Below are 26,030 nucleotides of genomic sequence, written 5' to 3' on the forward strand. Positions count from 1 at the left end.
GACCGACTTCCAGGGAATGCCGCCATGGAACACGTATGCGAATCTGTCGACCAGGCCACCGAGCCCGGGCAGCCGGCCGCCTGACCGCGGACGGCCCGCCCCCTGCGTCTGGACGATGGGGGAACGGGGGAGAGGTGGCGGTTCGGCTTTCCCGGCAGGGCCCGTGCCGAGGTCCACACGCGCGGCGCCCGGCTCCGTTCCCTGATCCTGCCGGACCGCTGGGGCCACACCGCCGACGTGGTGCTCGCGCCCCGCGACCCCGCCGCCCGCGAAGGTTCCGCACGCTACTTCGGTGCGACGGTGGGCCGTTACGCCAACCGCATCGCGCGGGGCGGGCTCGTCGTCGACGGAGTCACCCACCGGCTCGCCACTCAGGAGACCGGGCACACATTGCACGGTGGTCCCGACGGGTTCGACCAGCGCCTGTGGCGGTGCGAACCCTTCCACTCGGCGCACCGCACCGGTGTCCGTCTGTTCCTGCACAGCCCCGACGGCGACCAGGGATTCCCCGGTGCCCTGAACGTGCGCCTCACCTACACGCTGGACCGCGACGACAACCTGACGATGTCGTACCAGGCGGTCGCCGACGCGCCGACGATCGTCAACCTCACCAACCACGCCTACTGGAACCTCGAAGGGGAGGGGCGCGGCAACGTCCTGGCCCACCACCTCGAGGTCGCGGCCCCCCTCTACACCCCGGTCGACGCCGAGTTGATCCCTGACGGTCCTCACCGCCCGGTCAGCGACACCCCGTTCGACCTGCGCCGGCACCGGCGTCTCTCCGACGTCCTGAGCCGTACGGAGGCGCAGCTGGCCCTCGCCGGCGGAGGCTTCGACCACAACTGGGTCCTCGACGACGCCCGGCGGGACAGCCCTCGTAAGGCCGCTGTGCTGTACGCCCCCGCATCCGGCCGCCGCATGGAGGTGCGCACCACGGAACCGGGCATCCAGGTCCACACCGCGCAAGGCCTGACCGGTGACATCACGGGCAAGGCAGGCAGTCCGTACCACGCCTACGCGGGGGTCGCGCTGGAGACCCAGCACTTCCCGGACTCCCCGAACCGCCCCGACTACCCGACGGTCGTCCTGCGCCCGGGCGAGCTGTACCGGTCGACCACGATCCACAGTTTCACCACGGTCGCCGCCTGAGAGGGGCGGCGGCCGTATCCGCTGTCCGGTGCCGGGGGGCACCGGACAGCGGCCTTGGTGCCTGCGCCCGGTTTCCCGCGTACGAAGGTGCCCCCGGGCCCGGCCTCCTACGAGAGGGGTCAACCGCCGGGCACGTGGGGGTCATTCGCCGGAGGGAGCGATCCTGCGGGCCGTGCTGGCGCGCACGATGAGCTCGGGCGCCACCACCAGGTGGGTCGACTCGTCGGTCCTGCCCTCGATGTGGTCCAGGAGCAGCCCGATGCTGTCGCGGCCGAGCGAGGCGAAGTCCTGGCGGATCGTCGTCAGCGGGGGCGGGAAGAACTCCGCCTCGGGGATGTCGTCGAAGCCGGCGACCGCCACGTCCTCGGGCGTCCGCAGGCCCGCTTCCCGCAGGGCCCGTAGGACACCGAGGGCCATCTGGTCGTTGGCGACGAACACCGCCGTGAGGCCGGCTCCCCGCCCTCGTGATGCCAGGACCCGCCCCGCCAGCTGCTGGCCGGCCTGGTATCCCGACAGTGGACTCCAGTCGCCTCGCAGCACGGGCGGCACCTCGGCGCCGGCATCGCGCAGCGCGTCCTCCCACCCCTGTGTGCGGGCCTCGCTCTCGAGCCAGTCGGGGGGGCCCGCCACATGCCACACCGTGGCGTGGCCCGACGCGAGAAGGTGCTCCGTGATCATGCGGGCGCCGAGGTTCTGGTCCAGCGACACCCCCGGCAGGTCGAGGGTGTGGCCGCCTTCCACGGTGACCACGGGGCACGGTGCCTCCAATGCCGCCAGGGCGCGCACCGCGGCGCGTTGCGGAGTGACGGCGACGATGCCCTCCACGCCCCATCCGGCGAGGTGCTGCATGGCTTCGGCGAGAGCTGTCTGCGTGGCGGTCCGTAGCGTGACGGCGGACGTCAGGTAGCCGCGGTCCCGAGCGGCCTCCTGCACTCCCGCCACGGTGCTGGCGGGGCCGTGCAGAGTGGTGTTCACCGCGATGACGCCCAGCGTGTGGGTCCGGCGGGTGGCCAGAGCCCTGGCCGCCGAATTGCGGCGGTACCCCAGCTGCTCGATGACCTGAGTCACCGCGGCCCGGGTCTTGGCGCTGACGTTCGGGTGGTCGCTGAGCACCCGCGAAACGGTCTGATGGGACACGCCGGCGACGCGCGCGACGTCCGTCATCGTGGGCGCTCGCGAGACGTCTGGGAGCTGGGTCAACTCTCTTCCTTTCCTCATCGAGCGGCCTTCCCTCAAGGTACCGAACCAGCCGCGGCCCGCACACATCTCGGACCGACCGGAGGATTGTCGACCAGGTGTAGATGTTGGCGTTCACATTATGCAGCGTTGATCGCTTGTTGTGGGCAGGAATCTGCGCGCACCTCTTGAGATTGCAGCTTGTTAGCGCTCACAATCTGATCGGGGCGGCCCAGGTGGGCCAGTCGTGATGCCTGCTGCGCCCCGATCGGTCCAGCCCACTCATGCGCGACCGCGGGGCCTGCCGGACAGTGGTCCCGGGGAAACCCGCCGCGCATGCCGGAGAGACGGTGAGAGCGTAGTGAGCGAGAACTTCCTGGGGGACCTCCGTCGTGAGGTCCTCGCGGCCAACCTGCGCATCCCGGAGGCCGGTCTCGCCACCCTCACCTGGGGAAACGTCAGCGGAGTGGACCGGGAGGCCGGCGTCTTCGTCATCAAGCCGTCCGGGGTCTCCTACGCCGACCTCACCGAGGAGGACCTGGTGGTGGTGGCGCTGGAGGACGGGCGGGTCGTCGGGGGACGCCTGAGGCCGTCCACCGACACCGAAACCCATCGGTGCCTCTACCGGGCCTTCCCCTCCATCGGGGGCGTCACCCACACGCACTCGACGCACGCCGTCGCCTTCGCCCAGGCGCGCCGCCCGATCCCCGTACTCGGCACGACGCACGCCGACACCTTCAACGGTCCTGTCCCCGTAACGGAGGACCTCAGTGCCGAGGAGTGCGCGCGGGACTACGAGTACAACACCGGACAGGTGATCGTCGCCCGGCTCGACGGCGACCCCCGGCGGGCCGACGAGGTCCCCGGCGCGCTCGTCTCACGACACGGACCCTTCACCTGGGGTGCCACCGCGAAGGCGGCGCTGGAGAACGCCGTCGTCTGCGAGGCCGTGGCGGAGATGGCGCTGCACACGCTGGCGCTGGGGTCCCGCCTCGGGGAAGCCTCCGAACCGCCGAAGCATCTGCTGGACCGGCACTTCACCCGTAAGCACGGACCGGACGCCTACTACGGCAACGCCCCTCACGCCCCGAACATCTGAAGCCGCCGTCGTGGCCGTCGGCCCTCCTCGGCGAAGGCGGGTCAACTCCCACGTGGTTCAAGCATCTTGACGGTGCAGTCCGGCGCCTGGCTTCATTGGGAGCGCTCCCACTTCGACCCCCCACCCCCTGAGGAAGGCTTCACCGTGCCTCCTGTCACCTCCGCCCGCGGCGTGCCACGTCGCGCGGCCGCCGTGCTCGCATGCCTCGCGCTGGCCGTCGGTGGCCTGTCCACGACCGCCCTGACCGTTCCGGTCGCGGCTGCCGCCACCGTGGCCGCCGCTGCCAACACGCCCGTCCGGGTCAACCAGCTCGGCTACCTGCCCGACGGCCCCAAGCGGGCCACCGCGGCCAGCTCCGCGACCGCCCCGCTCGCCTGGCAACTGCGCGACGCCTCCGGTGCGGTGGCAGCTTCGGGCGCCACCACGGTGCGCGGCGCCGACCAGGCATCCGGCCAGTCCACGCACCTGGTGGACTTCGGCGCGTACACCGGCGCCGGTACCGGCTTCACCTTGGTCGTCGACGGCCGGACCAGCCACCCCTTCGACATCTCCGCTTCGCTGTACGACGGACTGCGCGCCGACAGCATGTCGTTCTTCTACCAGCAGCGCAGTGGTATCGCGATCGACGCCGCCCTGGTGGGCGGCAGCGCGTACGCCCGCCCCGCCGGGCACCTGGGCGTCGCCCCGAACAAGGGCGACACCGGCGTCCCCTGTCAGTCCGGGGTGTGCGACTACCAAGTGGACGTGCGCGGCGGCTGGTACGACGCGGGCGACCAGGGCAAGTACGTGGTCAACGGCGGCATCTCGGTCTGGGAGATGGTCAACTCCTTCGAGCGGGCCCGCCGTTCGGGCGGTGACGCGGCGCTCGGCGACGCGACGCTGCGGGTGCCGGAGCGTGGCAACGGGACGCCGGACGTGCTGGACGAGGCCCGCTGGGAGCTGGAGTTCCTGCTGCGGATGCAGGTCCCGGCGGGGAAGCCGATGGCCGGGATGGCCTTCCACAAGATGCACGACGCCAAGTGGACCGCCCTGCCGACCCGGCCCGAACTCGATTCCGAACAGCGTGAGGCGCACAAGCCGTCGACCGCCGCGACGCTGAACCTGGCGGCCTCGGCCGCGCAGTGTGCGCGGGTGTACGCGCCGTACGACGCCGCGTTCGCCGCGCGCTGCCTGGACGCGGCCCGCCACGCCTGGACGGTCGCCAAGGCCAACCCGAACGTCCTCGCCCCGGCGAGCGACAACTCCGGCGGCGGTGCCTACGAGGACGCCGACGTCTCCGACGAGTTCTACTGGGCGGCGGCGGAACTCCTCGCCACCACGGGCGAGTCCCAGTACCGGGATGCCGTCACCTCCTCCCCGCACCACACCAAGCCCGTCGACGCGTTCTGGTGGGGCGGCACCGCGACGCTCGGCCGCATCACCCTCGCCACCGTCCCCGGCGTGACCCTGCCCGCCGATGACGTGACCCGGCTGCGCGGCCTGCTGACCACGGCCGCCGATGGCCACCTGTCCACCATGGCCGGACAGGGCTACGCGGTGCCGCTCCCCGCCACCGGGTACGTGTGGGGCTCCAACAGCTCAGTCACCAACAACGCGATGGTGCTGGCCGTCGCCTACGAGATCACCGGACAACAGCGCTATCGGGCCGGAGCCTTGGAGTCCCTGGACTATCTGCTCGGCCGCAACGCACTCGACCTCTCCTACGTCACCGGCTACGGCGACCGCTACTCCGAGAACCAGCACCACCGGTTCTGGGCGCACCAGAACGACGCCTCGCTGCCGCACCCGCCGGCTGGTTCCTTCGCGGGCGGGCCGAACGCCGGCCTGGAGGACCCGGTGGCCAAGGAGAAGCTCGCGGGCTGCGCACCGGCGGCCTGCTACGTGGACGACATCGGCTCGTACTCCACCAACGAGGTGGCCATCAACTGGAACGCCTCGCTGGCCTGGCTTGCGGCCTTCGCGGCTGAGCGGCGCAGCGCCCCGGCGGCGCCCGTGGTCCAGGTCGCACCGGCGGCCGTGACGGTCCCGGAGGGTGGCTCGGCGCCGGTGGGCGTGCGGCTCTCGGCCGCGCCCACGCAGAACGTGACGGTGACGGTGGCCCGGAACTCCGGCGACGAGGACCTGTCGGCAGCCGCGACCCTGGTGTTCACCCCGGCCGACTGGGCGACGGCACAGCAGGTTTCGGTCCTCGCCGCGCAGGACCTCGACGCGTCGTCGGGCAGCGCGACGTTCACGGTCGGTGGTCCTGGCGTGCAGTCGGCGACGTTCACGGCGACGGAGGCGGACGACGACGCGTCGGCGGCCTCCTGCGCGGTGGCGTACCGGATCGACAACGCCTGGGGCAACGGTTTCACGGCGACGGTGACGGTGAAGAACACCGGAGCCTCGGCGATCTCCGGCTGGACCCTCGGCTGGAGCTTCGCAGGTGATCAGCGGATCACCAACGGCTGGAACGCAACGGTGAGCCAGTCGGGCAGCACGGTCACGGCCCGGGACACCGGATGGAACGGCACACTGGCACCCGGCGGCAGCGTGAGCTTCGGCTTCCAGGCGACGTACTCGGGTACCAACGCGATCCCGGCGCGCTACACGCTCAACGGAGCACTCTGCTCCTGAACGATCGTCACGTCCCGCCCACCCGGCGATGGACGACGTCGTCCACGGTGTTGCTGCCCTGCACGTGTCGCCAGACGGCTAGACAGTGTCTGATGGTTCTTCGGTGAGGCCGCGGAGCCAGATCACGATGGCTGTTGTGGCCAGGATTCCGTTGAAGATGCAGTCGCGTTTGTCGTACCGAGTGGCGACGGCCCGGTGCTGCTTCAGTTTCCCGATGCAGCGTTCAACGGTGTTGCGTTGGCGGTGCTGCTCGCGGTCGAACGACGGCGGGCGGCCGCCGGCCCGGCCGCGCCTGCGGCGGTTCGCGCGCTGGTCGTCCGGCTCGGCGATCGTTGCCTTGATCCCACGTTCGCCCAGGTAGACGCGGTTGGCGCGACTCGAGTACGCCTTGTCGCCGCGGGCCCGGTCCGGTCGGGTGCGGGGACGCCCGGCCCCGGTGCGGGCCAGTTTCAGGGCCTGTATGAGCGGATGAACATCGGGCTGTCCCCGCGCTGTCCCCGCGCTGGCCGGGCGAGGTGAGCCAGGCCAGAGGGCGACAGCGGTCGTCCGCCAGGAGGTGGATCCTGCTGGGCAGTCCGCCCCGGGAGCGTCCCAGGGCCTCGCGGCCCTCTGCGTCCACACGGGTCCCGCCCCTTTCTTCAGGATGGTCGGCAGGTGGTGGAGTCGACGTTGACCGCCCATGAACCGTCCGCGTCGGGCGGCGGAATCGGCGCCGGCCTGCAACGCCCGCAGGATCTTCAACCAACCGGTGTGGGCGATCAGGTTGCGGCGAGCCACAATCCGGTCGAGCTCCGTGGTGGATTCGTTGGCAGCGCTGTAGCGCTCCATGGCCGGCTCACCCGACACCCCACCACGCTGAGCGAGGACGACCGCGCCGGCCTGAAGGACGTCCTGATGCGGAGCTCGGCGTCGGCGACGACATCCCGGCCCTGATCACCGATGTCCACGGGGTGATCTGGACGTCCTTGTAGCCGTCGCGGTCCACCCGCACGGCGCTGCCACGGTGCTGCAGGGCCGCGTGCACCACGGTCCGTCAACGTGTGCGATCAGGGCGGTGGTTCGGGCCCGCGCACCGCCACGTCCGGGTGAACATGGTGGTGCACCGAGCTGCTGGGAAGCTTCGGAGCGGCCGTCAGTGGTACTCAGGAGGGGGCGGCACCAAGCGTGCGGTCTTACTGGACAGCACGCCCGTGAAGGAGAGATCTTGCGCCCCTCTGCCGAGATGAGTCGGCCCGAGCCGACGACGGCCGGTCCGGATCCGGAACTCCTGCTGCGGGCCTCCGTTCTGCTCGCCGAGGCCGCCCTGGAGGTGCGCCGGGCCGGCGCCGGACTCACCGCGGGGGTGACCGGTTGGCGCTTCGCCCTCGACGCGGTGCGAGAGCCCGGGCCCGCCGTCATGGCCGCCGCCTCGGTGGCGCGGGCGTTGTTCAACCCGGCCGGGCTCGGGTTCGGTCCGGTCGGCGGGGCGGTCGGCGAGGCGTTCCGCTGGGCCGGAGCGGTGGCCCGGCGCAGGTCCGCCGCCGTGGCGATGGCGGCGGATGCGTTCGACCTGCGGGTACGGGCCGCGGCGTTCGGGCACCCCAACCTGGAGTCACCCCTGGTGGCCGGTCTGGTCGAGGCAGTGGCCGCCGGGGACCGCCCGGCGACCCTACGGGCTTGGCTCGCTCTGGTCGAACGGCTGGGTGTCACACGGGCTTTGACCACTGTGGGCCCTGTGGCACAGGAACTGCTCGCCTGGGCGGGTTTGTTCGACGAGAACCCGTTCAACGACGACGCCGCCTGGGCGCTACTGCACGGAGAACTCCCTCCCACCGACCCGGTGTTCGGCCTGCCGTCCGGCTGGGTCTCGTACCTGGAGCGCGGCCCGGGCCGCGCCGAGGCAGTGGACCCCGACGCGCTGCTTGCCCAGGTGATGGCCGATTCGGTGAACGACATCACCAGCTACCTCGACAACATGGCCGCTCTGGGCAACCACGGCGCCGCGCTGCTCCGCCGGATCAAGTGCACCGACGGCGCGACCCGCTACGTCCTGCTGCTGCCGGGACTGTCTTTCGCCAAGCTGAGCAACAACACCCCTGCGGACATCATCGGCGGGATCGACAACACGCTGCACACCGACACCACGTACACCCGGGCGGCCCGGCGAGCCCTGGAGTCCGCAGGCGTCCCGGTCGGCGCGGAGCTGATGATCATCGGACACAGCCTCGGCGGCATGGCCGCGATGAACCTGGCGGCCGATCTCGAGTTCGTCACCACCTACCGGCTCACCCACGTCCTGCCGACGGGCTCGGCGATCGACGACAAGCGCCCAGCCGATCCGGACACCAAGGTGATCAGCCTGGTCAACGGTTACGACGTCATCACCGGCATGGACGGCCGTGGCCCCGCCTCCCCGCACCACGTCCCCGCCAGCTGGACCGAACTGGCCTGGCTGGACTCGACGTTCGACTACCCGCTCAGCCACTCGCCGCAGGCCTACGCGATCTCACTGCGCGGCCTCGCCGCAGCGCAGCGCGAGACCGCCAACATGTTGCTGAGCCCCTACGACGGCGAGATCGTCGGCAACCAGCTCTACCTGCTGCGCGACCACTGAACCCGGAAGGCTCCCCCAGGTGACCACGACAACCACGACGCCGGCCCAACCGCCCAGGCCTTCTGCCCTCTGGTCCTACGAAGGCGCCGTTCTCGGTGCCCTGCTGAGTGCACGCCAGCTCCCCTGGCTGGACGCACCGGCCCGCGCCCTCGGTGTCCGACCGCTCACCCTTGACGGCCTCACCGAGCTGTTCGCCGGGCACCTGAGCCGGATCCATGCCGGACATCCGCTCCGGCTGCCCACCCCGCTCGGCACCTACCTGGTGCCGGTCAACACACTGGACGCGAGCGACCTGCTCCGAGCCGCCGGCGCGGCAGGCGCACTCGGCTCCGGCGAAGGTCTCGACCACGCAGGCCGCCCGCACGGACAGCTCGCCTGCGCCCCCGTCTCCTACCCCGCCCGGGCACTGGGCCGGACCGCTGCCGCGGTCGCCGCCCAGGAGACCGAACGGCTGCTGGCGCACCGGGACTCCGAGGACCTGATCCCCGCCCGGAACTGGACCGAAGGGGCCCAACGGATCGCCCGCCGACTGGTGGTGGGGGACGCGGCGGCCGACGACACGGTACTCAGCCGCCTGCTCGCCGCCGCCGTGGACGCGAGCGGTACGCGTCGCCAGGCCGACTGGGCCGATGCCCTGCGTCGGCGCCTGGCCCCCTACCTGGGCAGCTCAGCCCGCAGCGGCCTGGCCGGCTACCTGGCCCGGCGTTCCGAACACCAGCCTGCCGCGCCGGCCATCGAGCACACCCTGGCCGTGGTGACCGAGGCGCTCTGCCACACCGTCCCGCTCGCGCTCGCGCTGGCCGCCACCCTTGATCCCGGCACCGGTGGGGACGGTGCGCGGGACGCTGTCCGGACCGCGTTCGACCTGTGGCCGCCGATCGCCGCCACTACCTACCGGACGGGCCAGGCCTTCGACTGGCTGGGCGTCGAGGTCCCGGCCGGGTCCAGGATCCTCTGTGCCTCCGCCGTACTGAACGCGTTGGCCCATCGGCAGGCGGACCGGACCCGGCCGACTCCACTGCCGTCGCCGCTTTGCAGCTCACCCGCCCCGTGCCCGGCCACCGATCTCGCCGTCGCGGTGGCCGAGAGCGTGGTCCGGGCCGTTCAGGAGGCCACCCGCCCGGTCCTGCTCGCCCCGGCGCTGGACCGCCACCAACTGCCGGGGGTACTGGACCCCGAGGCGCTGCGGCTGGCGCTCCGAGATCCGATCGACAAGCCGGTCCGCGAACGGCTCGAGCCCCGCCGGTCGGGCACCTCCCGCGACCTTGCTCCGCAGGGTGAGCCCACGGCCCGCTACGTCCAGTTGGCGACTGCTGGGGCGGCCCGGCTGGCCGGGCACGCCGAGGGCCTGGTCGAGTGCGCCGACGACGCCCGGTGGCGCGGTCCGGTCGGTGAGCGGTTCCGGGTGGCCCTGCTGGGCCACGCTCGCCGCTGCGCCGTCACGGCGGCGGACCTGCGTCACGCCGCGGACCTCCTCGGCCGGCTGCCGAGCGGGCCTGACGGACGCCCGTGAGCGTCAGCCGAAGCTGCCGTTGCGGCGACGGCCGACCCATTCGTCCAACGTCGTCTGGATGACCGAGCGGACCTGCCCAGTGAGGGCCCCGGCCTGCTCCCGCATCGCCGCGGCGCCGGCCGCCGGCTCGGTCCTGATCGGGTCGCCGAAGACCAGGGTGACCTTCGCCGGCAGCGGCAGCAGACCGGCGAGGCCGAGCAGCGGCAGTGTGGGCGTGACGGGTGCGTACGGCAGATCCAGCAGGCGGGCCAGCGGCTTGCAGTTGGCCAACACCGGATACGCCTCCTCGGTGCCGATCACCGAGACCGGCACGATCGGTGCCCCGGTGGCCATCGCCACGGCGGCGAACCCGCCGCGGCCGAAGTCCTGCAGTTGGTACCGCTTCGCGTAGCCCTTCCCCAGTCCTCGGATGCCCTCGGGGTACGTCAGCACCAGCTGACCTGCGTTCAGCAGCCGTTTGGCGGCGGCCGGATCGGTCGCCCAGACTTGCCCGGACCGCCGGGCCTGCTCGCCCAACACCGGTACCTTGAAGAGCAATTCGTCAGCGATGGCATGCACGGTTCGGGCCAATGGGTGATGCTGCCGGACGGAGGAGACGATCAGCACCGAGTCGAGTGGGATCATTCCGGCGTGGTTGGCCGCCAACAGCGCCCCGCCCTCGTTCGGCACGTTCTCCAAACCGATCAGTTCGACCCGAAAGTAGTGCCGGGCGAGGAATCCGACTGCGGCGTCGACGAGTTGCCAGGCGGTGCGCGGGGTGGTGCTGTCCATGCGAGGGAGTCTCCCGGTACGGGTCAGGGCGAGGTGAAGGCAAGGACCGCGTTGTGCCCGGCGAAGCCCAGTGACTGGCTGAGCGCCACTCCGATCCGCTGCGGCCTGGCCGGTCCGGCCACCACGTCCAGGTCGATCGCCGGGTCCAGCCGGCGGAGGTTGGCGGTGGGCGGCACCAGACCGTCCCGGATGCTCAGCACGGTGCAGGCCGCCTCGATGGCGCCTGCGGCACCCAGCGGGTGTCCGGTCACGCCCTTGACGGAGGTGACGCTCGGAGTGGATCGGATCGCGGCCCTGATCGCCCGGGCCTCGGTGCCGTCGTTGAGCCGGGTGCCGGTGCCGTGCGCGTTGACGTGGTCCACCTCAGCGGCCGAGACCCCGGCATCGGCCATCGCCTGCCGGATCGCGGCAGTGGCCATCGTGGCCGCCGGGTCGGGCGCGGCCGCGTGGTACGCGTCGTTGGTCGCGGCGTACCCCGCCACCGTGGCCAGCGGACGAGCGCCCCGGCTCCGTGCGTGGTCTGCGGTCTCCAGCACCAGTACGGCGGCCCCTTCTCCGAGCACGAAGCCGTCGCGATCGGCGTCGAACGGGCGGGACGCCCCGGCCGGATCATCGGTCCGGCGAGAGAGCGCCCCCATCCGGGAGAAGCCGGTGCTGATCAGCGGGGTGAGGGAGGCCTCGCAGCCACCGGCCAGTACCACGTCGCAGGTCCCGGTGGCGATCATCTGCCGCGCCTGGCCGATCGCGCTGGTGCCCGAGGCGCAGGCCGTGCAGACGACGTGGGTCGGCCCGTGCACACCGAACTCGATGGCGATCGGCGCGATCGCCCCGGTCGGCAGTGCCATCGGCAGGAAGTACGGGCTGACCTTGGCCGGTCCCTGGACCAGCAGCCGCTGGTGCTGCGCCTCCAGCGTGGTCGCGCCCCACCCGCCGATGCCCAACACCAGGCCCACCCGGGTGCCGTCCCAGTCCCGGTGGTCGAGACCGGACCCGGCGACCGCCTCGCGGACCGCCGTCAGGGCGAACTGGGAGACCCGGTCCAGTTGGTGGGCCGGACCCGCGCCCAGTAGGGCCACTGGGTCGAACTCCGGTACCCGGCAGGAGATCCCGACCGGGGAGTCACCCAGCAAGGGATCGGCCGCCGCGACCGGACGACCCGCGCAGATCGCGGCCCAGCTGCGCTCCGTTCCCACACCGGCCGGGGTCACCATCCCGATACCGGTCACCACGACTCGGTTCAACCGGACACCCGCCCGACGCCACTCGAGGACTCGGCACCGCCGAGCCCGGCGGCAATCGGCCCGGCGGCAGTCGGCTCGGTACCGCCGAGCCTGGCGGCGAGCTCCGCCAGTGGCACCTCGGCGAGCTCGTACGGCGCGGACCCGTCACCGCCGAACTCCTCGGCGACCAACAGGACGAACTCCTCCGCCGCGAGCGAGTCCAACTGTAGATCGGACAGGGTGGCGTCGGGCGAGATCAGCGCGAAGTCGACCCCCAGCGGGCCGATCAGAATGTTGACCAGCCGGGCGTACGCGTCGTTCGGATCAGCCATCGGAGTCCTCCGTGGGGGAGTGGGCGGGCGTCGTCGCCACAGAGCGGGCGGGACGTGGAACGGTCGAGTGCTGGGTCAGCGGCCGTGCGGTCGAGCACAGGGTGACCGGCAGTGCGACCAGCTCGGTGAAACTCGGTCCGCCGCGACGGACCACTGGCCCACCGCGCCGGACGGCCGGGAGGTGCTCGGCGAAACCCTCCAGGAAGGCTTCCGCCTGGGCCCTGGCCAGTGCTGCGCCCGGGCAGAAGTGACCACCCTGGCCGAACGGGAAGCCGGGCCGGTGGTCCCGGTCCGGCTCGAACACGTCCGGCTCCGAGTCCGGATAGCCGGCCGGGTCGCGGTGTGCGGCGCCGACCATCAGGTGCAGCACCGTACCTGCCGGAACCTCCAGGCCTCCGAGCACCGTGGGGCGTTCGGCCCGTCGGGTCGCCAGTTTCACCGGCGGGTCCCAGCGCAGCGTTTCCTCGATCAGCGCCTGTCGGTACTCCGGGGCGGTGGCCTTCCGCTGCCCGTCCGGCGTGATTCCGAGCAGCCGGTCGCAGATGTTGCCGAGCAGGTGCGTGGTGGTGAAGAGACCCGCCACGGTCATGACGAACAGCTGGCCGTTGGTGAAAGGCGTGATAACCGAGCCGAGTTCGAGTGGCGGCCGCGTCGACGCATCCCGCTGTGCGGTGAATCTCCCCAGGTAGCAGAGCAGTTCCTCCGCCGACCGGTCGGCCACCCCGAGCTCCTCGATGGGGCGGCGGATCTCACCTCCGGTGGAGATCACTGTGGCGAGTTCCGCCAGCCGTGGGGCGTCCCGTTCGGGGAGTCCGGTCAGTCGGCACAACACCTCGGCGGGCAGCCGCTTGCACAGGTCTCCGATCAGATCCGCCGTCCCGTGACGACGCAGCATCCGGGCGAACTCCTCGACGGCGACCAAGACCTGTTCCCGGATCGGATCACCCAGCAGCGCCACCGAGCGTGCGGTGAGCGCCGCCACCAACGGGCGGCGGTTGACCGGGTGTTCCGGCGGATTCTGCATCAGTAGTGACCCGCAGAGCGCCGTGGTCGCCGCACTTCGCCGCCAGCCGGGTGTGTGCGCGTCCCGCCAGGACGCGTCGAGCATCACCAGCGCCGGGTCGACCAGCGCCTGCCGTACATCCTGGTACCCCGGGACCAGGAACGCACCCCAGGGCGCCCGGACCAACGGGCCGACTCCCCGCAGCCCGGCGTACACCGCGCCGACCTCCCCGGGATCCGTGGTCCGGAGCCAGCTCCGGACCAACTCCCGGCCGAGGGCCCCCGCGCCCCTGGTCAGCACCCGGACACCGTCACCTCGGTCGAACGACTGCTCGCACGGCCCACCGCATGAACACCAACCCAATGGAGAGGAATTCGCGAACCCTCGAATTCAACACCCTTACCAAACACGTGAATGACTCACTTCACTTCACCCCGGAGCCGTCCACAGCCCACCTGTGGTCGGGAAGACTCTGCGCGACACCGTACCGAAAAGTCCAATCCCTGTGGCGAATTCCGATTGGTTATCGAAATTCGAATGAATAGGTGAGCGGCGACCTGGCCATTTCATGTGGGGCCGGCGGTGAAGTCGGAGGTGGTCCAGACGTGCACGTTGTTGCCGGCGACCTCGGCGTTCTGGACGAGGACCTGCTGGTCGTCGATCATGAACGCTGCGGGCGGAGCGGGGCCGTTGCGGACGGACATGTCGAGAGCGGCGGTGCGGGGGACGGGGACGCGGCTGGGTACCCCGTCCCAGAACAGCCGCGTTTTCGCCGACAGAAGTCGGTTCAGAACGTCGGACGCAAAAAACTGTGGAGCCCTCGACTGCCTGCGTCCCGGCGGCACTGGACCGGCGCGGCCGCTCCATCCAACATCTCATCGCGATCGTGCTGCGGCCTGCGCAAGTGCGGCATGGATTCCACCTTGCTTCACGAGGCACTCGACATCACTACGTCAGGCGGGCGCCTGATCTTCCACGTCTTTGCCTCCTTGGCCTTGCCCCAAGCCTGCTTCGGGTTGCCGGCGATTCGGTTGGTCGTCCCCCGCCTCTCGAGCCGCGGGTTGCGGGTCGTTTGGCCAATGGGGAGCTTGTGGGTGGGGGCGCGGTGGTCGGTGCGCGGGGCGTGGTCGGCGGGGGAGCGGCCGGTGTGCAGGACGGTGACGGGGGCCGTGTGCGCGGTGTCGGTGAGGTGTTCCAGCATGGAGAGCATCGGGGTGCAGTCGATGCCGGCGGAGGCGAGGATCACCGGCGGGGTGGTGTCCTGGAGGACGAGGTTGCCGTAGGGGGTGGAGACGGGGGCAGGGTGTCGCCGGTGCGGACGTGGGCGTGCAGGTGGTTGGAGACCTCTCCGTCGGGGCCGTTGGCGGCAGGTCCGTGGACGCGCTGGACGGTGATGGAGCGGACCGGTGAGCCGGGGGCTCTGGAGGGGCTGTTGGCGCCGTTGGCGATGGGCCCGTGGGCGCAGGTCACGGTCCCGGCCGTGGTGGTGCATCCGGCGGACAGGTTCGTGGCGCTCGCACCGGCGGGCAGCGTGGCGGTGAGGGTGGTCGAGGTGCCCGCGGTGTGGGCCGGTGCGGTGGCGGTGCACGAGGTCGCGGTGCAGGTGACGGCGGTGGCGGGGTTGCCAGGGCCGAAGGCGACGTCGGTGGCCCCGGTCAGGCCGGTGCCGGTACCGTCACGACGGTACCGGTTCCGCCCGCGGCCGGTCCGCTCGCGGGGCTGATGCCGGTGGGTCTGCCGGAGTGGGGCTGTTCGAGCGCGACGGTTCGCCCGATGCGGCTGCGTTCGGGAATGTGGTCCATACCAAGCCCTTGACAGGATTTTCGTTCACTACTTAAATCACGTTGTGATGAAAGGGCTTTCCAGGCTCGACTCCTCACGCCAATCCCTGTCGGTGCAGCGGCCATTCAGGTTCGCATGCACTCTCGTGCTTGTCATATGCATGTCACAGGGCGTTATATCCGTCATGCTCCCTGGAAGGGAGAGTCATGCACCCCTCACACTTATCCCGACGCCTGCTGCTGTCTCTCGTCTCGGTCCTCGCCCTCGCGTCGCTGTCCACCGGACTCGCGCGGGGAGCGCCCGCGCCAGAGGCGCAGCCACCCGCTGCGACTGCCGCCGCAGCAGAGGCCGCTGTCACCTTCTCCGACGAGTTCGACGGACCGGCGGGCTCGGCCGTGGACGGCGGGAAGTGGCAGATCGAGACGGGCGACAACGTCAACAACCACGAGCGGCAGTACTACACGGCGGGCAACCGCAATGCCGCCCTCGACGGCCAGGGCCACCTGGTCATCACCGCACGCCGTGAGAACCCCGGCAACTACCAGTGCTGGTACGGAAGGTGCGAGTACACCTCCGCCCGGCTGAACACCTCCGGCCGCTTCACCACGACCTACGGCCGGGTCGAGGCCCGGATGAAGATCCCGCGGGGACAGGGCATGTGGCCCGCGTTCTGGATGCTCGGCAACGACATCGGCCAGGTCGGCTGGCCCGCCTCGGGCGAGATCGACGTCATGGAGAACGTGGGCTTCGAACCGTCCACCGTCCACGGCACCCTCCACGGTCCCGGATACTCCGGCTCCGGCGGCATCGGCGCCGGGTACACCCTGCCCGGCGGCCAGACGTTCGCCGACGCCTTCCACACCTTCTCCGTCGACTGGAGCCCGAACGCCATCACCTGGTCCGTCGACGGCGCCGTGTACCAGCGGCGCACCCCCGCCGACCTCGGCGGCCGGCAGTGGGTCTTCGACAAGCCCTTCTTCCTGATCCTCAACCTCGCGGTCGGCGGCTACTGGCCCGGCGACCCCGACGGCAGCACGGCCTTCCCCCAGCAACTCCTGGTCGACTACGTACGGGTCACCACCGACCCCGCCCCACCGGCCGGCACCGGCACCATCACCGGTCTGGGCGGCAAGTGCGTGGACGTGGCGGGGGCCAACACCGGGAACGGGACGGCCGTGCAGCTCTACGACTGCAACGGGACCGCTGCACAGCAGTGGAGTGTCGGCAGCGACGGCACGATTCGCGCGCTGGGCAAGTGTCTGGACGTGGCGTCGGGCGGTACCGCCGATGGGACTCGGACGCAGTTGTGGGACTGCAATGGCTCGGGTGCGCAGCGGTGGTCGGTCAGCGCGGCGCGCGACATCGTCAATCCGCAGGCGAACAAGTGCCTGGATGTCGCGGGCAACAGCCCGGCCAACGCGACCCGGTTGCAGATCTGGACCTGCACCGGAGCCGCCAACCAGAAGTGGACGGCGCCGGCCGGCGGCGGGGAGCCGACGCCCACCGGTCCCATGGCCGTGGCGCCGTACCTCTACAACGGATGGGGGAGCCCGCCGAGCCCCACCACCGTGACGAACGCGACCGGCGTCAAGTGGTTCACGCTCGCGTTCGTCCTCAGCAACGGCTACTGCAACCCGCAGTGGGACGGCAGCCGGTCGCTGAGCGGGGGCGTCGACCAGCAGACCGTTACCACCGTGCGCGCCAACGGCGGCGACGTCATCCCGTCCTTCGGCGGCTGGAGCGGCAACAAACTGGAGAGCTCCTGCGGCAGCGCGGGCGAGCTTGCCGCGGCGTACCAGAAGGTGATCAACGCGTACGGGCTGAAGGCCATCGACATCGACATCGAGGCGGCGGCGTACGACAGCCCGACCGTCCAGCAGCGCACGGTCGACGCGCTGAAGACCGTCAAGGGCAACAACCCCGGCATCAAGGTGTACGTCACCTTCGGCACCGGGCAGAACGGCCCCGACAGCAGCCTGATCGGCAAGGCCGCCGCGGCCGGGCTGACCGTGGACAGCTGGACGATCATGCCGTTCAACTTCGGCGGCGCCGGCCAGAACATGGGTCAGCTCACCGTCCGTGCGGCCGAGGGCCTCAAGAACGCGGTCAAGAACGCCTACGGGTACTCGGACGACCTTGCCTACCGCCACACAGGCATCTCCTCGATGAACGGCATCACCGACAACGGCGAGACGGTGACCGTCGATGACTTCCGCACCATTCTCGGCTACGCCCAACAGCGTCACCTCGCGCGGCTGACCTTCTGGTCGGTCAATCGGGACCGACCCTGCGCCGGCGGCGGAGCCGACACCTGCTCGGGCGTTTCCCAGCAACCGTGGGACTTCACCCGCGTCCTCGCCCAGTACAACGGCTGACCCCTCCCGTCCCCGCCTCACCCCCACCCCACCCCACCCCCCACTCATGCCGTACAGCCGGCACAGGAGAGAACGTGCTCAGCTCCCCGCACACGCCCGGAGCGGTTCGCCATGGCGCAAGCCGGGCCCGCGTCATACGGCCTTGGGCCGCGGCCTTCGTGGTCGCCGCCTCGGCCGCTTCGGTCCTCACCGCCCTCCATCCCAGCCAGGCCGCCACCCCGCGGGCCGCCACCCCGAAGGCTGCCGCGAAGGCGGCCGCCGACCTGCCCACGGGCTGGTCCACAGTCGTCAATGCCGGCAGCGGCAAGTGCCTGGACGCGCGGTCGGCCGCGACCGCGAACGGAACGGCGGTGCAGCAGTACTCCTGCAACAACAGCACCGCGCAGCAATGGGGCTTCACGCCGACCGGCGACGGTTTCGTGCGGATCGGCAACCGCAATGCGAGCACCCAGGTCGTCGACGTGAGCGGCACCTCCTCGGCCGACAACGCCGTTGTGCACCTCTGGGCGTACGGAGGCGGCAACAACCAGCAGTGGCAGGCCGTCGACGAGGGCGGCGGCGCCTACCACTTCGTCAACCGGCACAGCGGCAAATGCCTGGACGTCCCCGCCGCCTCGACGGCCGACAGCGTTCAGCTGGTGCAGTACACCTGCAACGGCACGGCGGCCCAGCGCTTCCAGGTGGCGCCCGTGAACACCGCGCCCGGGGATGTCGACCTCGGCCCGAACGTGGTCGTCTTCGACCCGTCGATGCCGTCGTCCAGCATCCAGAGCCGGCTCGACTCCATCTTCCAGCAGCAGGAGACCAACCAGTTCGGCTCTCAGCGTTACGCCGTGATGTTCAAGCCGGGTACGTACAGCAACGACGTCAACGTCGGCTTCTACACCCAGGTCCTCGGTCTCGGCCAGTCGCCGGACTCGGTGACCATCAACGGCGCCGTGCACGTGGAGGCGGACTGGTTCCCGCCGCAGAACGCCACCCAGAACTTCTGGCGCGGCGCCGAGAACCTCTCGGTGAACCCGACCGGCGGCACCGACCGGTGGGCGGTCTCGCAGGCGTCCGGGTACCGGCGCATGCACGTCCGCGGCAACCTCGAGCTGAGCGACGGCGGCTGGGCCAGCGGCGGATTCATGGCCGACAGCAAGATCGACGGCCAGGTTCGGTCCGGCACCCAGCAGCAGTGGCTGACCCGCAACTCCCAGCTCGGCGGCTGGACCGGTTCCAACTGGAACATGGTGTTCGTCGGCAGCCAGGGCGTCCCGGGCGACACCTTCCCCAATCCGCCGTACACCACGGTGAACCGGACGCCGACGGTTCGCGAGAAGCCCTTCCTGTACGTGGACGGCGCGGGCGCGTACAAGGTGTTCGTACCGTCCCTGCGGGCCGACTCCACGGCCACCAGCTGGGCGAACGGGAACGCTGCCGGCAGCTCGCTCGGCATGGACCAGTTCTACGTCGTCAAGGCCGGAGCAACGGCCGTACAGATCAACGCCGCACTGGCCGAGGGCAAGGACCTGCTGGTCACCCCCGGTGTCTACCACCTCAACCAGACCTTGAAGGTGACCCGCCCAGACACCGTCGTCCTCGGGCTCGGCCTCGCCACTTTCATTCCTGACAACGGTGTCACGGCCATGAACGTCGCTGACATCGACGGCGTGAAGGTCGCCGGCGTACTTTTCGATGCCGGGACCACCAACTCTCAGACTCTCCTGGAAGTCGGCCCGGCCGGCGCCGCCGCCAACCACTCGGCGAACCCCACCTCCCTGCACGACGTCTACTTCCGCGTCGGTGGCGCCGCCGTCGGCAAGGCGACCACCAGCCTCGTGGTCAACAGCGATCACGTCATCGGCGATCACATGTGGATCTGGCGCGGCGACCACGGCAACGGCATCGGCTGGAACACCAACACGGCGGACACGGGGCTCGTCGTCAACGGAGACGGCGTCACCATGTACGGCCTGTTCGTCGAGCACTACCAGAAGCACCAGACCATCTGGAACGGCAACGGCGGGCGGACGTACTTCTACCAGAACGAGATGCCGTACGACCCGCCGACCCAGACCGCCTGGATGAACGGCTCCACCCAGGGCTACTCGGCGTACAAGGTCGCGAACTCGGTGACCAGCCACCAGGCCTACGGGCTCGGCAGCTACTGCTACTTCAACGTCAACCCGGGCGTGACCGCCGAGCGTGCCTTCGAGGCCCCCAACAACCCGAACGTGCGCTTCCAGAACATGGTGACCGTCTCGCTCGGCGGCACCGGGACCATCCGGCACGTCATCAACGACCGAGGCGGACCCTCCAACGGGTCCACCAACGTGGCCAACCTGGTGAGTTACCCGTGAGGCGACTCGCAGCACGGCTGCTGATCGTGTTGGCGACGGTGCTGGGAACGATGGTCGCCCCGGCCCACGCCGGGACCCCCGCCCCGGCCCCAGTCCTGGCCCCGGAGGGGTGACCGACTACCAGGTCGTCCTGTTCCTGGACGACGCACCCAAGACGGCCGCACAGCGGGCCGGTTTCGAGCGGTACATGCGGGCCGACGGCGCGAAGGGCGCCTGCGTCGACGCGCGAGCGGCGGCCACGGCCAACGGCACGGCGATCCAGCAGTACACCTGCAACGGGACCACGGCCCAGCAGTTCCAGTTCCGTTCCACCGACGCCGGGTACACCCGGATCGCGATCCGGGGCAATCCGCAGCAGGTCGTCGACGTCACCGGGGTCTCCACCGCCGACAACGCACCGCTGCGGCTGTGGTCCTACGGCGGTGGCGGCAACCAGCAGTGGCTGCCGGTACGGGAAGCCCCGGGCCGCTACCACTTCACCACGCGGCACAGCGGCAAGTGCCTGAGCGCCACAAGCAGTGCGGTGAACGGCGTGCAACTGGTGCAGCGCGCCTGCGACGACTCGGCCGCCCAGAGCTTCCACCTGGCCGCTCACCCCTGAGTCCCCGCTCCGCCCTGATATCCAGGCAGGCGGTCCCAGAACGAGCAGTGGTGTGCGGAATCCGCATCGACGGGGTGGATTCCACCTGGTCCGGGAGCCAGCGACTGCACCGGCCGCGCGAGAGGTGACGACGGCTGGAGGAGAGGCCAGAGCGGTGCGTGGGAGGTGTTCGGGTTGCCGGTGCGCGCGAAGTTCGTCCAGTAGTCGACCATCCGGTCCGACAGGGCGCGTTGGGCGTCGGTCAGCGGTCGCTCGGTGGGGAGGGAGGGGAACAGGAACGGCATCTCGAAGCCGTGCGCCGCACCGTAGGGGAAGCCCGGGTTCGTCGGCAGGCCGGTGAGTACAGGTGCGTCCGGATCGCTGAACTCGTAGCCGTAGAGGGGAAGGCCAGGGGCATGGGCGGCGATGGCTCGGCCGGCTGCCAGTGTGGTGCAGGTGAGGGATCGATCGGTCAGTACCGTGGCCCAGGCCAGTGCGGGCGTCGGGTGGTGCGCTGCCGGATACTGCGCCTCGACGGCTGGGGCAGCGAGCCCGAAGGCGTCCACCAGACGGGCGCGATAGTCGGCATCGGTGCGGATCGGGAACGCGGCGAGCGACAGGCCGACGAACATCCGCATCTCATCGTGGTTGGTGCCCAGGATGATCGGCACACGGTGGAAGCGTCCCGATGCCAATGCCCGGTCGGGTGCCACGGGCAGCAGCGCATTGCCGAAGGCTGGCCGGTTGAAGGGCTGCATCAGCTGCGCGGTGACGAGTCGATCCGTGCTCTGCCCGCGCAGGCACGCGAGCACCTCGTCTCCGATGTCCGCCGGGCAGCCCAGTTGGCGGGCGGCTTCCGCACCGGCCGTCTGGACATCGCGCTGTGGGGCGAACGGCTCGTACGCCGGTATTCCGGGCCCGAGAGCTCCTTGTGGGAAGGACATGAGGCAGGAACCGCTCTGGAGCACGGCTCGCTGGAAGAGTCCGGCGGCCGTCGGCGAGGTGAGGTGTGCGCAGATGCTGAGGGCGCCTGCGGACTCACCGAACAGCGTGACACTGCGCGGATCGCCGCCGAAGTGCTCCGCGTTCGCCCGCACCCAGCGCAGGGCGGCCTGTTGGTCCGCCAGGCCGAACGGCGGGGCGGAGCCCAACGCGGGGTGGCCGAAGTAACCGAAGATTCCCAACCGGTAGTTGACCGTGACGACGACCGTGTCACCCCGGACCGCCAGTTGGTCAGCGCCGTAGTCACTGCCGGAACCGCCCAGGAACGCACCGCCGTGCATCCACACCAGCACGGGCCGCTTCTGTCCGGCCGGCTTTGGCGTCGGCACGGTGACGTTGAGGTAGAGGCAGTCCTCCGACCCGAGGACCGTGCTCGCACCGGGCGTCGGCATCTGTACGCAGCGTTGAGCCGCCGTCGTCGCGTCCCGGACACCGTGCCACGTGGCGGCGGGGACCGGAGCGCGCCAGCGCAGCGGTCCGGTCGGCGGCGCAGCGTAGGGGATGCCGTCGAAGGTGGTGTACGAGCCGTGTGACACACCGCGTACCAGGCCGTGGTCGGTCCGTACAACGGTGCCGCTCTGCCGCGTGAGTCGCGGGGAACCGGGTTGCGCGGCGGTCGCCGGCACGGCGGTGGCTGCGAGTAGTGCCACCGAGCAGAGCATGGGCAAGAGCACGGAGAAGAGCACGGAGAAGAGCACGCCACGGATGCTGGCTCTTCGGCACGGACGCGGTGCTGTCATGGTCGGGGACATGTGTACCCACCGTTCTTGGTCGGGACGGGATCGGACGAGCCCACGCGAGGCCGCACGAGATCAGTCAGGCTGGAAGGAGACCTGAGCGGTGGGGACGGTGCGGACCGACGCGGTCAGTGCTCAATACGCTAGGACCTCCCGCGCGCTGGAGGTTCAAGGGACTGTGACGCAAGACACGTGGAGCATCGGTGAGCTCGCGGCTGGAACAGGGGTTGCGGTGAAGACCCTCCGCTACTACTCCGACAGCGGTCTACTGCCCGTGGCCGGCCGTAGCACCGGTGGTCATCGGCGCTACGGTCCTGAGGCGTGGGAGCGGATCCGTCTCATCAGGCGACTACGGGCGCTGGACACCCCGATCGCGACCATCGCGCAGGTGGTCACTGGTGAGTGCTCCCTCGGTGAGCTGGTGGCAACCGAGCTCGAAGCGGTGCAGGAACGATTGACCGAACTACGGTGGCGCGAGGCCACGCTCAAGACCTTGGACGACTGCACGAGTGAGGAGCGGCTCCGGCGGCTGGAGATCCTCTCCCGCGTGCAGCGGCTCCCACAGGCGCACCGCACACTCACCGATCACTGGTATCGCGAGCTGTCCGAGGCCATGCCCAAGCGCCGTCTCGACATCATGATCGCCATGCTGTCACCCGCCCCGCCGCAGGACCCCGATCCCGGTTCGGCCCTGGCCTACGCCGAGCTTCATCTGCTCATCGCCACGCCCAGTTTCACCCGCTGGACTCAGGACCACGACGAGGAGATGAGGGACGCTCCGGCCTTCTACGGGGAGATCGACGATGCTGCCGTCCTGACGGCCGCCGCTTTGGCCCAGGGTCTTCCGCCGAGCGGCGGGGATGCGGTGAACGCTTTCGTGTCCGCCCACGCACGAGCCCGGCGGGAGTCGGACACCCCCGCCTTCCGCGCATATCTGCACGGGCTGGTGTCGAGGTCATCCGGCTTCGACCCCCGCCTCGAACGGTATTGGGCCTTGGTCGGGACCGCCACAGGCGGGCGCGTGCTGAACATGACGGTGGCTCATCGATGGTTGACCGACGGACTGTCGATCTCGATGGCCGAGAATGCGCCTTCGAGGTCGAGGGGCCCGAGCTCCAAGGAACCTCCGACTGGGCACGGAAGCTGAGAGACACGGGGCGGAGCCGTTTCAGTGGCGATATAGGCTCATTGCCAGATCGAGGCCTTGGGCGTAAGGCTGAGGGGGCGCTGGCGCCGCATGGGCCAACCATCCATCGTGCGGGCGGGATCGGCGCGCGTGCTGGTGAGTCGAATCGAATCCCGCGGTTGCTGAACCGCCAAGTGAAAGGAGCATCGGGTGTCGTCGCTCTTCGCCCTCGGATGCCCTGTGCTGGACCCTTCTGCCCGTGCCGCTCATGAGGAAGCGGACGCGCTGCGGGTGCAGGGCCCCGCCGTCCCGGTGGAGCTTCCGGGTGGTGTGCGGGCCTGGTCGGTCACCCGGCACGCGGTGATCAAAGCGCTGACGAGCGACCGCCGTGTCTCGCGGGACTTCCGGCAGCACTGGCCGGGTCGGGCGGACGTGCCGGACGACTGGCCCCTGGCCGTACTCACCCTCCAGAAGGGCATCTTCAATGCCTACGGCCCGGCGCACCGCCGGTTGCGGCGCACCATCGCGCCGTGGTTCTCCCCGCAGCGGGTGGAGGAATTGCGTCCCCAGGTCCAGTCGGCCGCGGACCGGCTGATCGCGGACCTGGCCGCCACGGCGCCCGGCGAACCGGTCGACCTGCGACATGCCCTGTCGCTGCCACTGGCCATGCGGGTCATCTGCGACCTGTTCGGGGTACCCGCATTCCTGCGCGAACCCCTGGGCGCAGCCATGGACGCCTTGGTCGCCACCACGGCCGACACTGAACAGGTGCGAGCCCGCCAAGGCGAACTCCAGTTCCGCATCGGTCAGTTGTTGCAGTACAAGACGGCTCACCCGGGTACGGATCTGACCAGCGACCTGCTCGCACCATCCGCCGGCGATACGGAGCCGATACCGGCGCGGGAGTTGCGCGACACCCTCTCCTTCGTTCTCGGCGCGGGATACGAGACATCGGTCAACCTCATCACCGGCGCGGTCCATGCCATGCTCGCCCAACCTCAGTACCTGGCCCGCATCGGCCGCGGCGGGGGAAGCGGGGGCAGCGGGGGCATCGGCTGGGACGACGTCATCGAAGAGACGCTGCGCCACGACGGCCCGGTCATGCACATGCCCTTGCGCTACGCGGTGGAGGACATCGACCTCGGGGAGGGGATCGTCATCCGCCGAGGCGAGCCGATCATCATCGCCTTCGCGGCGGCCGGCCGCGATCCGGACCTGCACCCGGACCGGCCGGGGGTCTTCGACCCCACCCGCGCGGACAAGGGTCACCTCGCCTTCGGGCACGGCCCCCACTTCTGTGTTGGCGCCCACCTCGCCCGTCTGGAGGCCCGTATCGCTCTGGCGACACTCTTCGACTGCCTTCCGGACCTGGCCCTCGCCCACCGTGATCAGTCGCCGCCCCCCATTCCCTCGTTCCTCGTCAACGGGCCGGCGCACCTTCACGTCATCCCTGTCCCCCTCGCCCGCGGATAGCCGGCGGCGCGGCCTCGACACGCAGCACCGCGCAGGTCCATGCGAAGCCGGCGCCGACACCGATCACGAGGACGTGGTGGCCGGGCTCGAGGGCTCCCGAGTCGAGCAAGTGCCGTAGTCCCAAGGCCTGATCGCAGGGCCCCGTGTGCCCCACGCGACGGCCGAAGGACCACGTGGTCCGGTCCAAGGCCAGGTCCAGCGGTCGCAGGATCCACGTGTCCAGATTGCGGCGCCCCAGATTCGGTACCACGACGTGGTCGATGCGTGGCAGGTCGAGCTCGGCACACTCCAGCGCGGCTGCCACCGCCGACCGGGTCCCGGCGCCGAGACGCTCCACGAACACGTCCAGACCGATCTTCTGCGCGAGCGTCCGATTGCCGCCCAGGCCGTCGAATCCGGAGGAGGGACTCGGTTCGGGATTCCTCGTCACCTCTTCGAGCGTCGAGTCCGCGTGGTCGGCAGTGGCCAGCACCTTGAAGTACCCGCGGTCCGGGGACACGAGCCAGGCAGCTCCGGCGTCCCCCAGGTGCATTCCCGGTACCGAACTCCAACGGTCCCACAGGGGCGCCCGGAAGCTGTCTCCCGCGGCGATCAGGACCGGCGCCGACGAGCGTCTGGCCGCCAGATGCTCCGCCGCGACGACGAGCCCGGCCATCATGCCGTTGCTGGCCTGACGCACTTCGATCGCTCTGGCGTGATCGGCCCCGAGCACGCGCTGGACGTACGCCGCCGGCGTGATGTGGAGCTGCTCGGCGGCACTCGCGTAAACGATCAGGCCCAAGCCGGCGGATGTGCGGTCCGCATGAGCCAGGGCCTGTACGGCCGCCCGTGAAGCCATCTCAGGTGGAACGAGTTCCGTCTCCACGGCCACTGACGGCATGTCGATTCCGCGTGCCGCATGCTCGCTGAGGCCGCCTGCCGCGATGCGTTCCGCCACCCCCACCGCGGTGGGCACATAGGCGCCGACCCCCGAGAGGTAGACGTCTTCCCACTTCATCCCGTCCCCTGTCGTCCCGACCATCCGCAGACATGGTGCCCGCGCTGGAGTGAACGGCCAAGGCCGAGACCTCCAGGCGGGCCCACCCGCCAGGGCGAGCATCCGACCACTCCAGGTGGTCACGGTCATCCTGCTCCATCG

General features: G+C 70.4%; 20 protein-coding genes and 2 pseudogenes. 12 read left to right on the forward strand and 10 right to left on the reverse strand.

The genetic code is table 11. The features are described from left to right. Window positions 1-108: 108 nt before the first annotated feature. On the forward strand, window positions 109-1,149 hold the full coding sequence (locus OG389_RS32565; RefSeq protein ID WP_328304269.1) for an aldose epimerase family protein: 1,041 nt from the start codon (window positions 109-111) through the stop codon (window positions 1,147-1,149). 141 nt (window positions 1,150-1,290) lie between these two features. Here OG389_RS32565 and OG389_RS32570 read toward each other — a convergent pair whose 3' ends face one another. After that, window positions 1,291-2,367, reverse strand: coding sequence for a LacI family DNA-binding transcriptional regulator (locus OG389_RS32570; RefSeq protein ID WP_443059375.1), 1,077 nt, complete (start codon window positions 2,365-2,367; stop codon window positions 1,291-1,293). A 319-nt stretch (window positions 2,368-2,686) separates the two neighbouring features. Between OG389_RS32570 and araD the strand changes: the two genes are divergently transcribed. After that, window positions 2,687-3,424 (forward strand): L-ribulose-5-phosphate 4-epimerase AraD, encoded by a 738-nt coding sequence (gene araD / locus OG389_RS32575; protein WP_328302328.1) that lies wholly within the window; start codon window positions 2,687-2,689, stop codon window positions 3,422-3,424. A gap of 144 nt (window positions 3,425-3,568) precedes the next feature. After that, window positions 3,569-6,040 carry a glycoside hydrolase family 9 protein gene (locus tag OG389_RS32580; RefSeq protein WP_328302330.1) on the forward strand — a complete coding sequence of 824 codons (2,472 nt, stop codon included), beginning with the start codon at window positions 3,569-3,571 and terminating at the stop codon, window positions 6,038-6,040. A gap of 78 nt (window positions 6,041-6,118) precedes the next feature. Here OG389_RS32580 and OG389_RS32585 read toward each other — a convergent pair whose 3' ends face one another. Continuing rightward, window positions 6,119-6,868, reverse strand: a complete 750-nt coding sequence (locus tag OG389_RS32585; RefSeq protein WP_328302332.1) for a transposase — start codon at window positions 6,866-6,868, stop codon at window positions 6,119-6,121. 376 nt (window positions 6,869-7,244) lie between these two features. Between OG389_RS32585 and OG389_RS32590 the strand changes: the two genes are divergently transcribed. Beyond that, a complete protein-coding gene (locus tag OG389_RS32590) occupies window positions 7,245-8,633 on the forward strand; it encodes a hypothetical protein (RefSeq protein WP_328302334.1) in 1,389 nt (462 codons plus the stop codon). A 19-nt stretch (window positions 8,634-8,652) separates the two neighbouring features. Then, window positions 8,653-10,146: a hypothetical protein gene (locus OG389_RS32595; protein ID WP_328302335.1), complete on the forward strand. Its 1,494-nt coding sequence runs from the start codon at window positions 8,653-8,655 to the stop codon at window positions 10,144-10,146. 3 nt (window positions 10,147-10,149) lie between these two features. On the opposite strand, the gene OG389_RS32600 is transcribed toward OG389_RS32595, so the two are convergent. The 6 genes from OG389_RS32600 to OG389_RS36895 form a co-directional block, all read right to left on the reverse strand. Continuing rightward, window positions 10,150-10,917, reverse strand: a complete 768-nt coding sequence (locus OG389_RS32600) for a lysophospholipid acyltransferase family protein (protein WP_328302337.1) — start codon at window positions 10,915-10,917, stop codon at window positions 10,150-10,152. 23 nt (window positions 10,918-10,940) lie between these two features. Continuing rightward, window positions 10,941-12,158 carry a beta-ketoacyl-[acyl-carrier-protein] synthase family protein gene (locus OG389_RS32605; protein WP_328302339.1) on the reverse strand — a complete coding sequence of 406 codons (1,218 nt, stop codon included), beginning with the start codon at window positions 12,156-12,158 and terminating at the stop codon, window positions 10,941-10,943. Next, on the reverse strand, window positions 12,155-12,469 hold the full coding sequence (locus tag OG389_RS32610) for an acyl carrier protein (protein WP_328302341.1): 315 nt from the start codon (window positions 12,467-12,469) through the stop codon (window positions 12,155-12,157). Before OG389_RS32610 ends, OG389_RS32605 begins: the two co-directional genes overlap by 4 nt. Further along, window positions 12,462-13,772 carry a cytochrome P450 gene (locus OG389_RS32615; protein ID WP_328302343.1) on the reverse strand — a complete coding sequence of 437 codons (1,311 nt, stop codon included), beginning with the start codon at window positions 13,770-13,772 and terminating at the stop codon, window positions 12,462-12,464. Before OG389_RS32615 ends, OG389_RS32610 begins: the two co-directional genes overlap by 8 nt. A gap of 266 nt (window positions 13,773-14,038) precedes the next feature. Further along, window positions 14,039-14,176 (reverse strand): hypothetical protein, encoded by a 138-nt coding sequence (locus OG389_RS32620; protein WP_328302345.1) that lies wholly within the window; start codon window positions 14,174-14,176, stop codon window positions 14,039-14,041. Window positions 14,177-14,400: 224 nt separating this feature from the next. Next, the gene (locus tag OG389_RS36895) at window positions 14,401-14,718 is read right to left on the reverse strand and encodes a hypothetical protein (RefSeq protein WP_443059376.1); all 318 of its coding nucleotides are present in this window, start codon (window positions 14,716-14,718) and stop codon (window positions 14,401-14,403) included. 144 nt (window positions 14,719-14,862) lie between these two features. Between OG389_RS36895 and OG389_RS32630 the strand changes: the two genes are divergently transcribed. The 5 genes and pseudogenes from OG389_RS32630 to OG389_RS32650 all read left to right on the forward strand — a co-directional run. Next, a complete protein-coding gene (locus OG389_RS32630) occupies window positions 14,863-15,195 on the forward strand; it encodes a hypothetical protein (protein ID WP_328304375.1) in 333 nt (110 codons plus the stop codon). A 265-nt stretch (window positions 15,196-15,460) separates the two neighbouring features. Beyond that, window positions 15,461-16,228, forward strand: a pseudogene (locus tag OG389_RS32635) (glycoside hydrolase family 16 protein); the annotation flags it as partial. Window positions 16,229-16,309: 81 nt separating this feature from the next. Beyond that, complete coding sequence (locus OG389_RS32640; protein ID WP_328304271.1) at window positions 16,310-17,629, forward strand: ricin-type beta-trefoil lectin domain protein; 1,320 nt, start codon at window positions 16,310-16,312, stop codon at window positions 17,627-17,629. A 134-nt stretch (window positions 17,630-17,763) separates the two neighbouring features. Further along, complete coding sequence (locus tag OG389_RS32645; RefSeq protein ID WP_328304273.1) at window positions 17,764-19,974, forward strand: RICIN domain-containing protein; 2,211 nt, start codon at window positions 17,764-17,766, stop codon at window positions 19,972-19,974. Window positions 19,975-20,182: 208 nt separating this feature from the next. Then, window positions 20,183-20,575: pseudogene (locus OG389_RS32650) on the forward strand (RICIN domain-containing protein); the annotation flags it as partial. Here OG389_RS32650 and OG389_RS32655 read toward each other — a convergent pair. Further along, window positions 20,566-22,254 (reverse strand): carboxylesterase/lipase family protein, encoded by a 1,689-nt coding sequence (locus OG389_RS32655; protein ID WP_328302347.1) that lies wholly within the window; start codon window positions 22,252-22,254, stop codon window positions 20,566-20,568. The pseudogene OG389_RS32650 and the gene OG389_RS32655 overlap by 10 nt on opposite strands. Window positions 22,255-22,471: 217 nt before the next feature. Here OG389_RS32655 and OG389_RS32660 point away from each other — a divergent pair, with 217 nt between their 5' ends. Next, the gene (locus tag OG389_RS32660; protein WP_328302349.1) at window positions 22,472-23,440 is read left to right on the forward strand and encodes a helix-turn-helix domain-containing protein; all 969 of its coding nucleotides are present in this window, start codon (window positions 22,472-22,474) and stop codon (window positions 23,438-23,440) included. Between the two features lie 189 nt (window positions 23,441-23,629). Next, window positions 23,630-24,892 (forward strand): cytochrome P450 family protein, encoded by a 1,263-nt coding sequence (locus OG389_RS32665; protein ID WP_328302351.1) that lies wholly within the window; start codon window positions 23,630-23,632, stop codon window positions 24,890-24,892. Here the strand turns inward: OG389_RS32665 and OG389_RS32670 are convergent. Then, window positions 24,864-25,889, reverse strand: coding sequence for a ketoacyl-ACP synthase III family protein (locus OG389_RS32670; RefSeq protein WP_328302353.1), 1,026 nt, complete (start codon window positions 25,887-25,889; stop codon window positions 24,864-24,866). The two genes, OG389_RS32665 and OG389_RS32670, sit on opposite strands and share 29 nt — an antisense overlap. Window positions 25,890-26,030: the final 141 nt, after the last annotated feature.

Origin of the sequence: Streptomyces sp. NBC_00435 (assembly GCF_036014235.1) — a bacterium.
Taxonomy (GTDB): Bacteria; Actinomycetota; Actinomycetes; order Streptomycetales; family Streptomycetaceae; genus Streptomyces.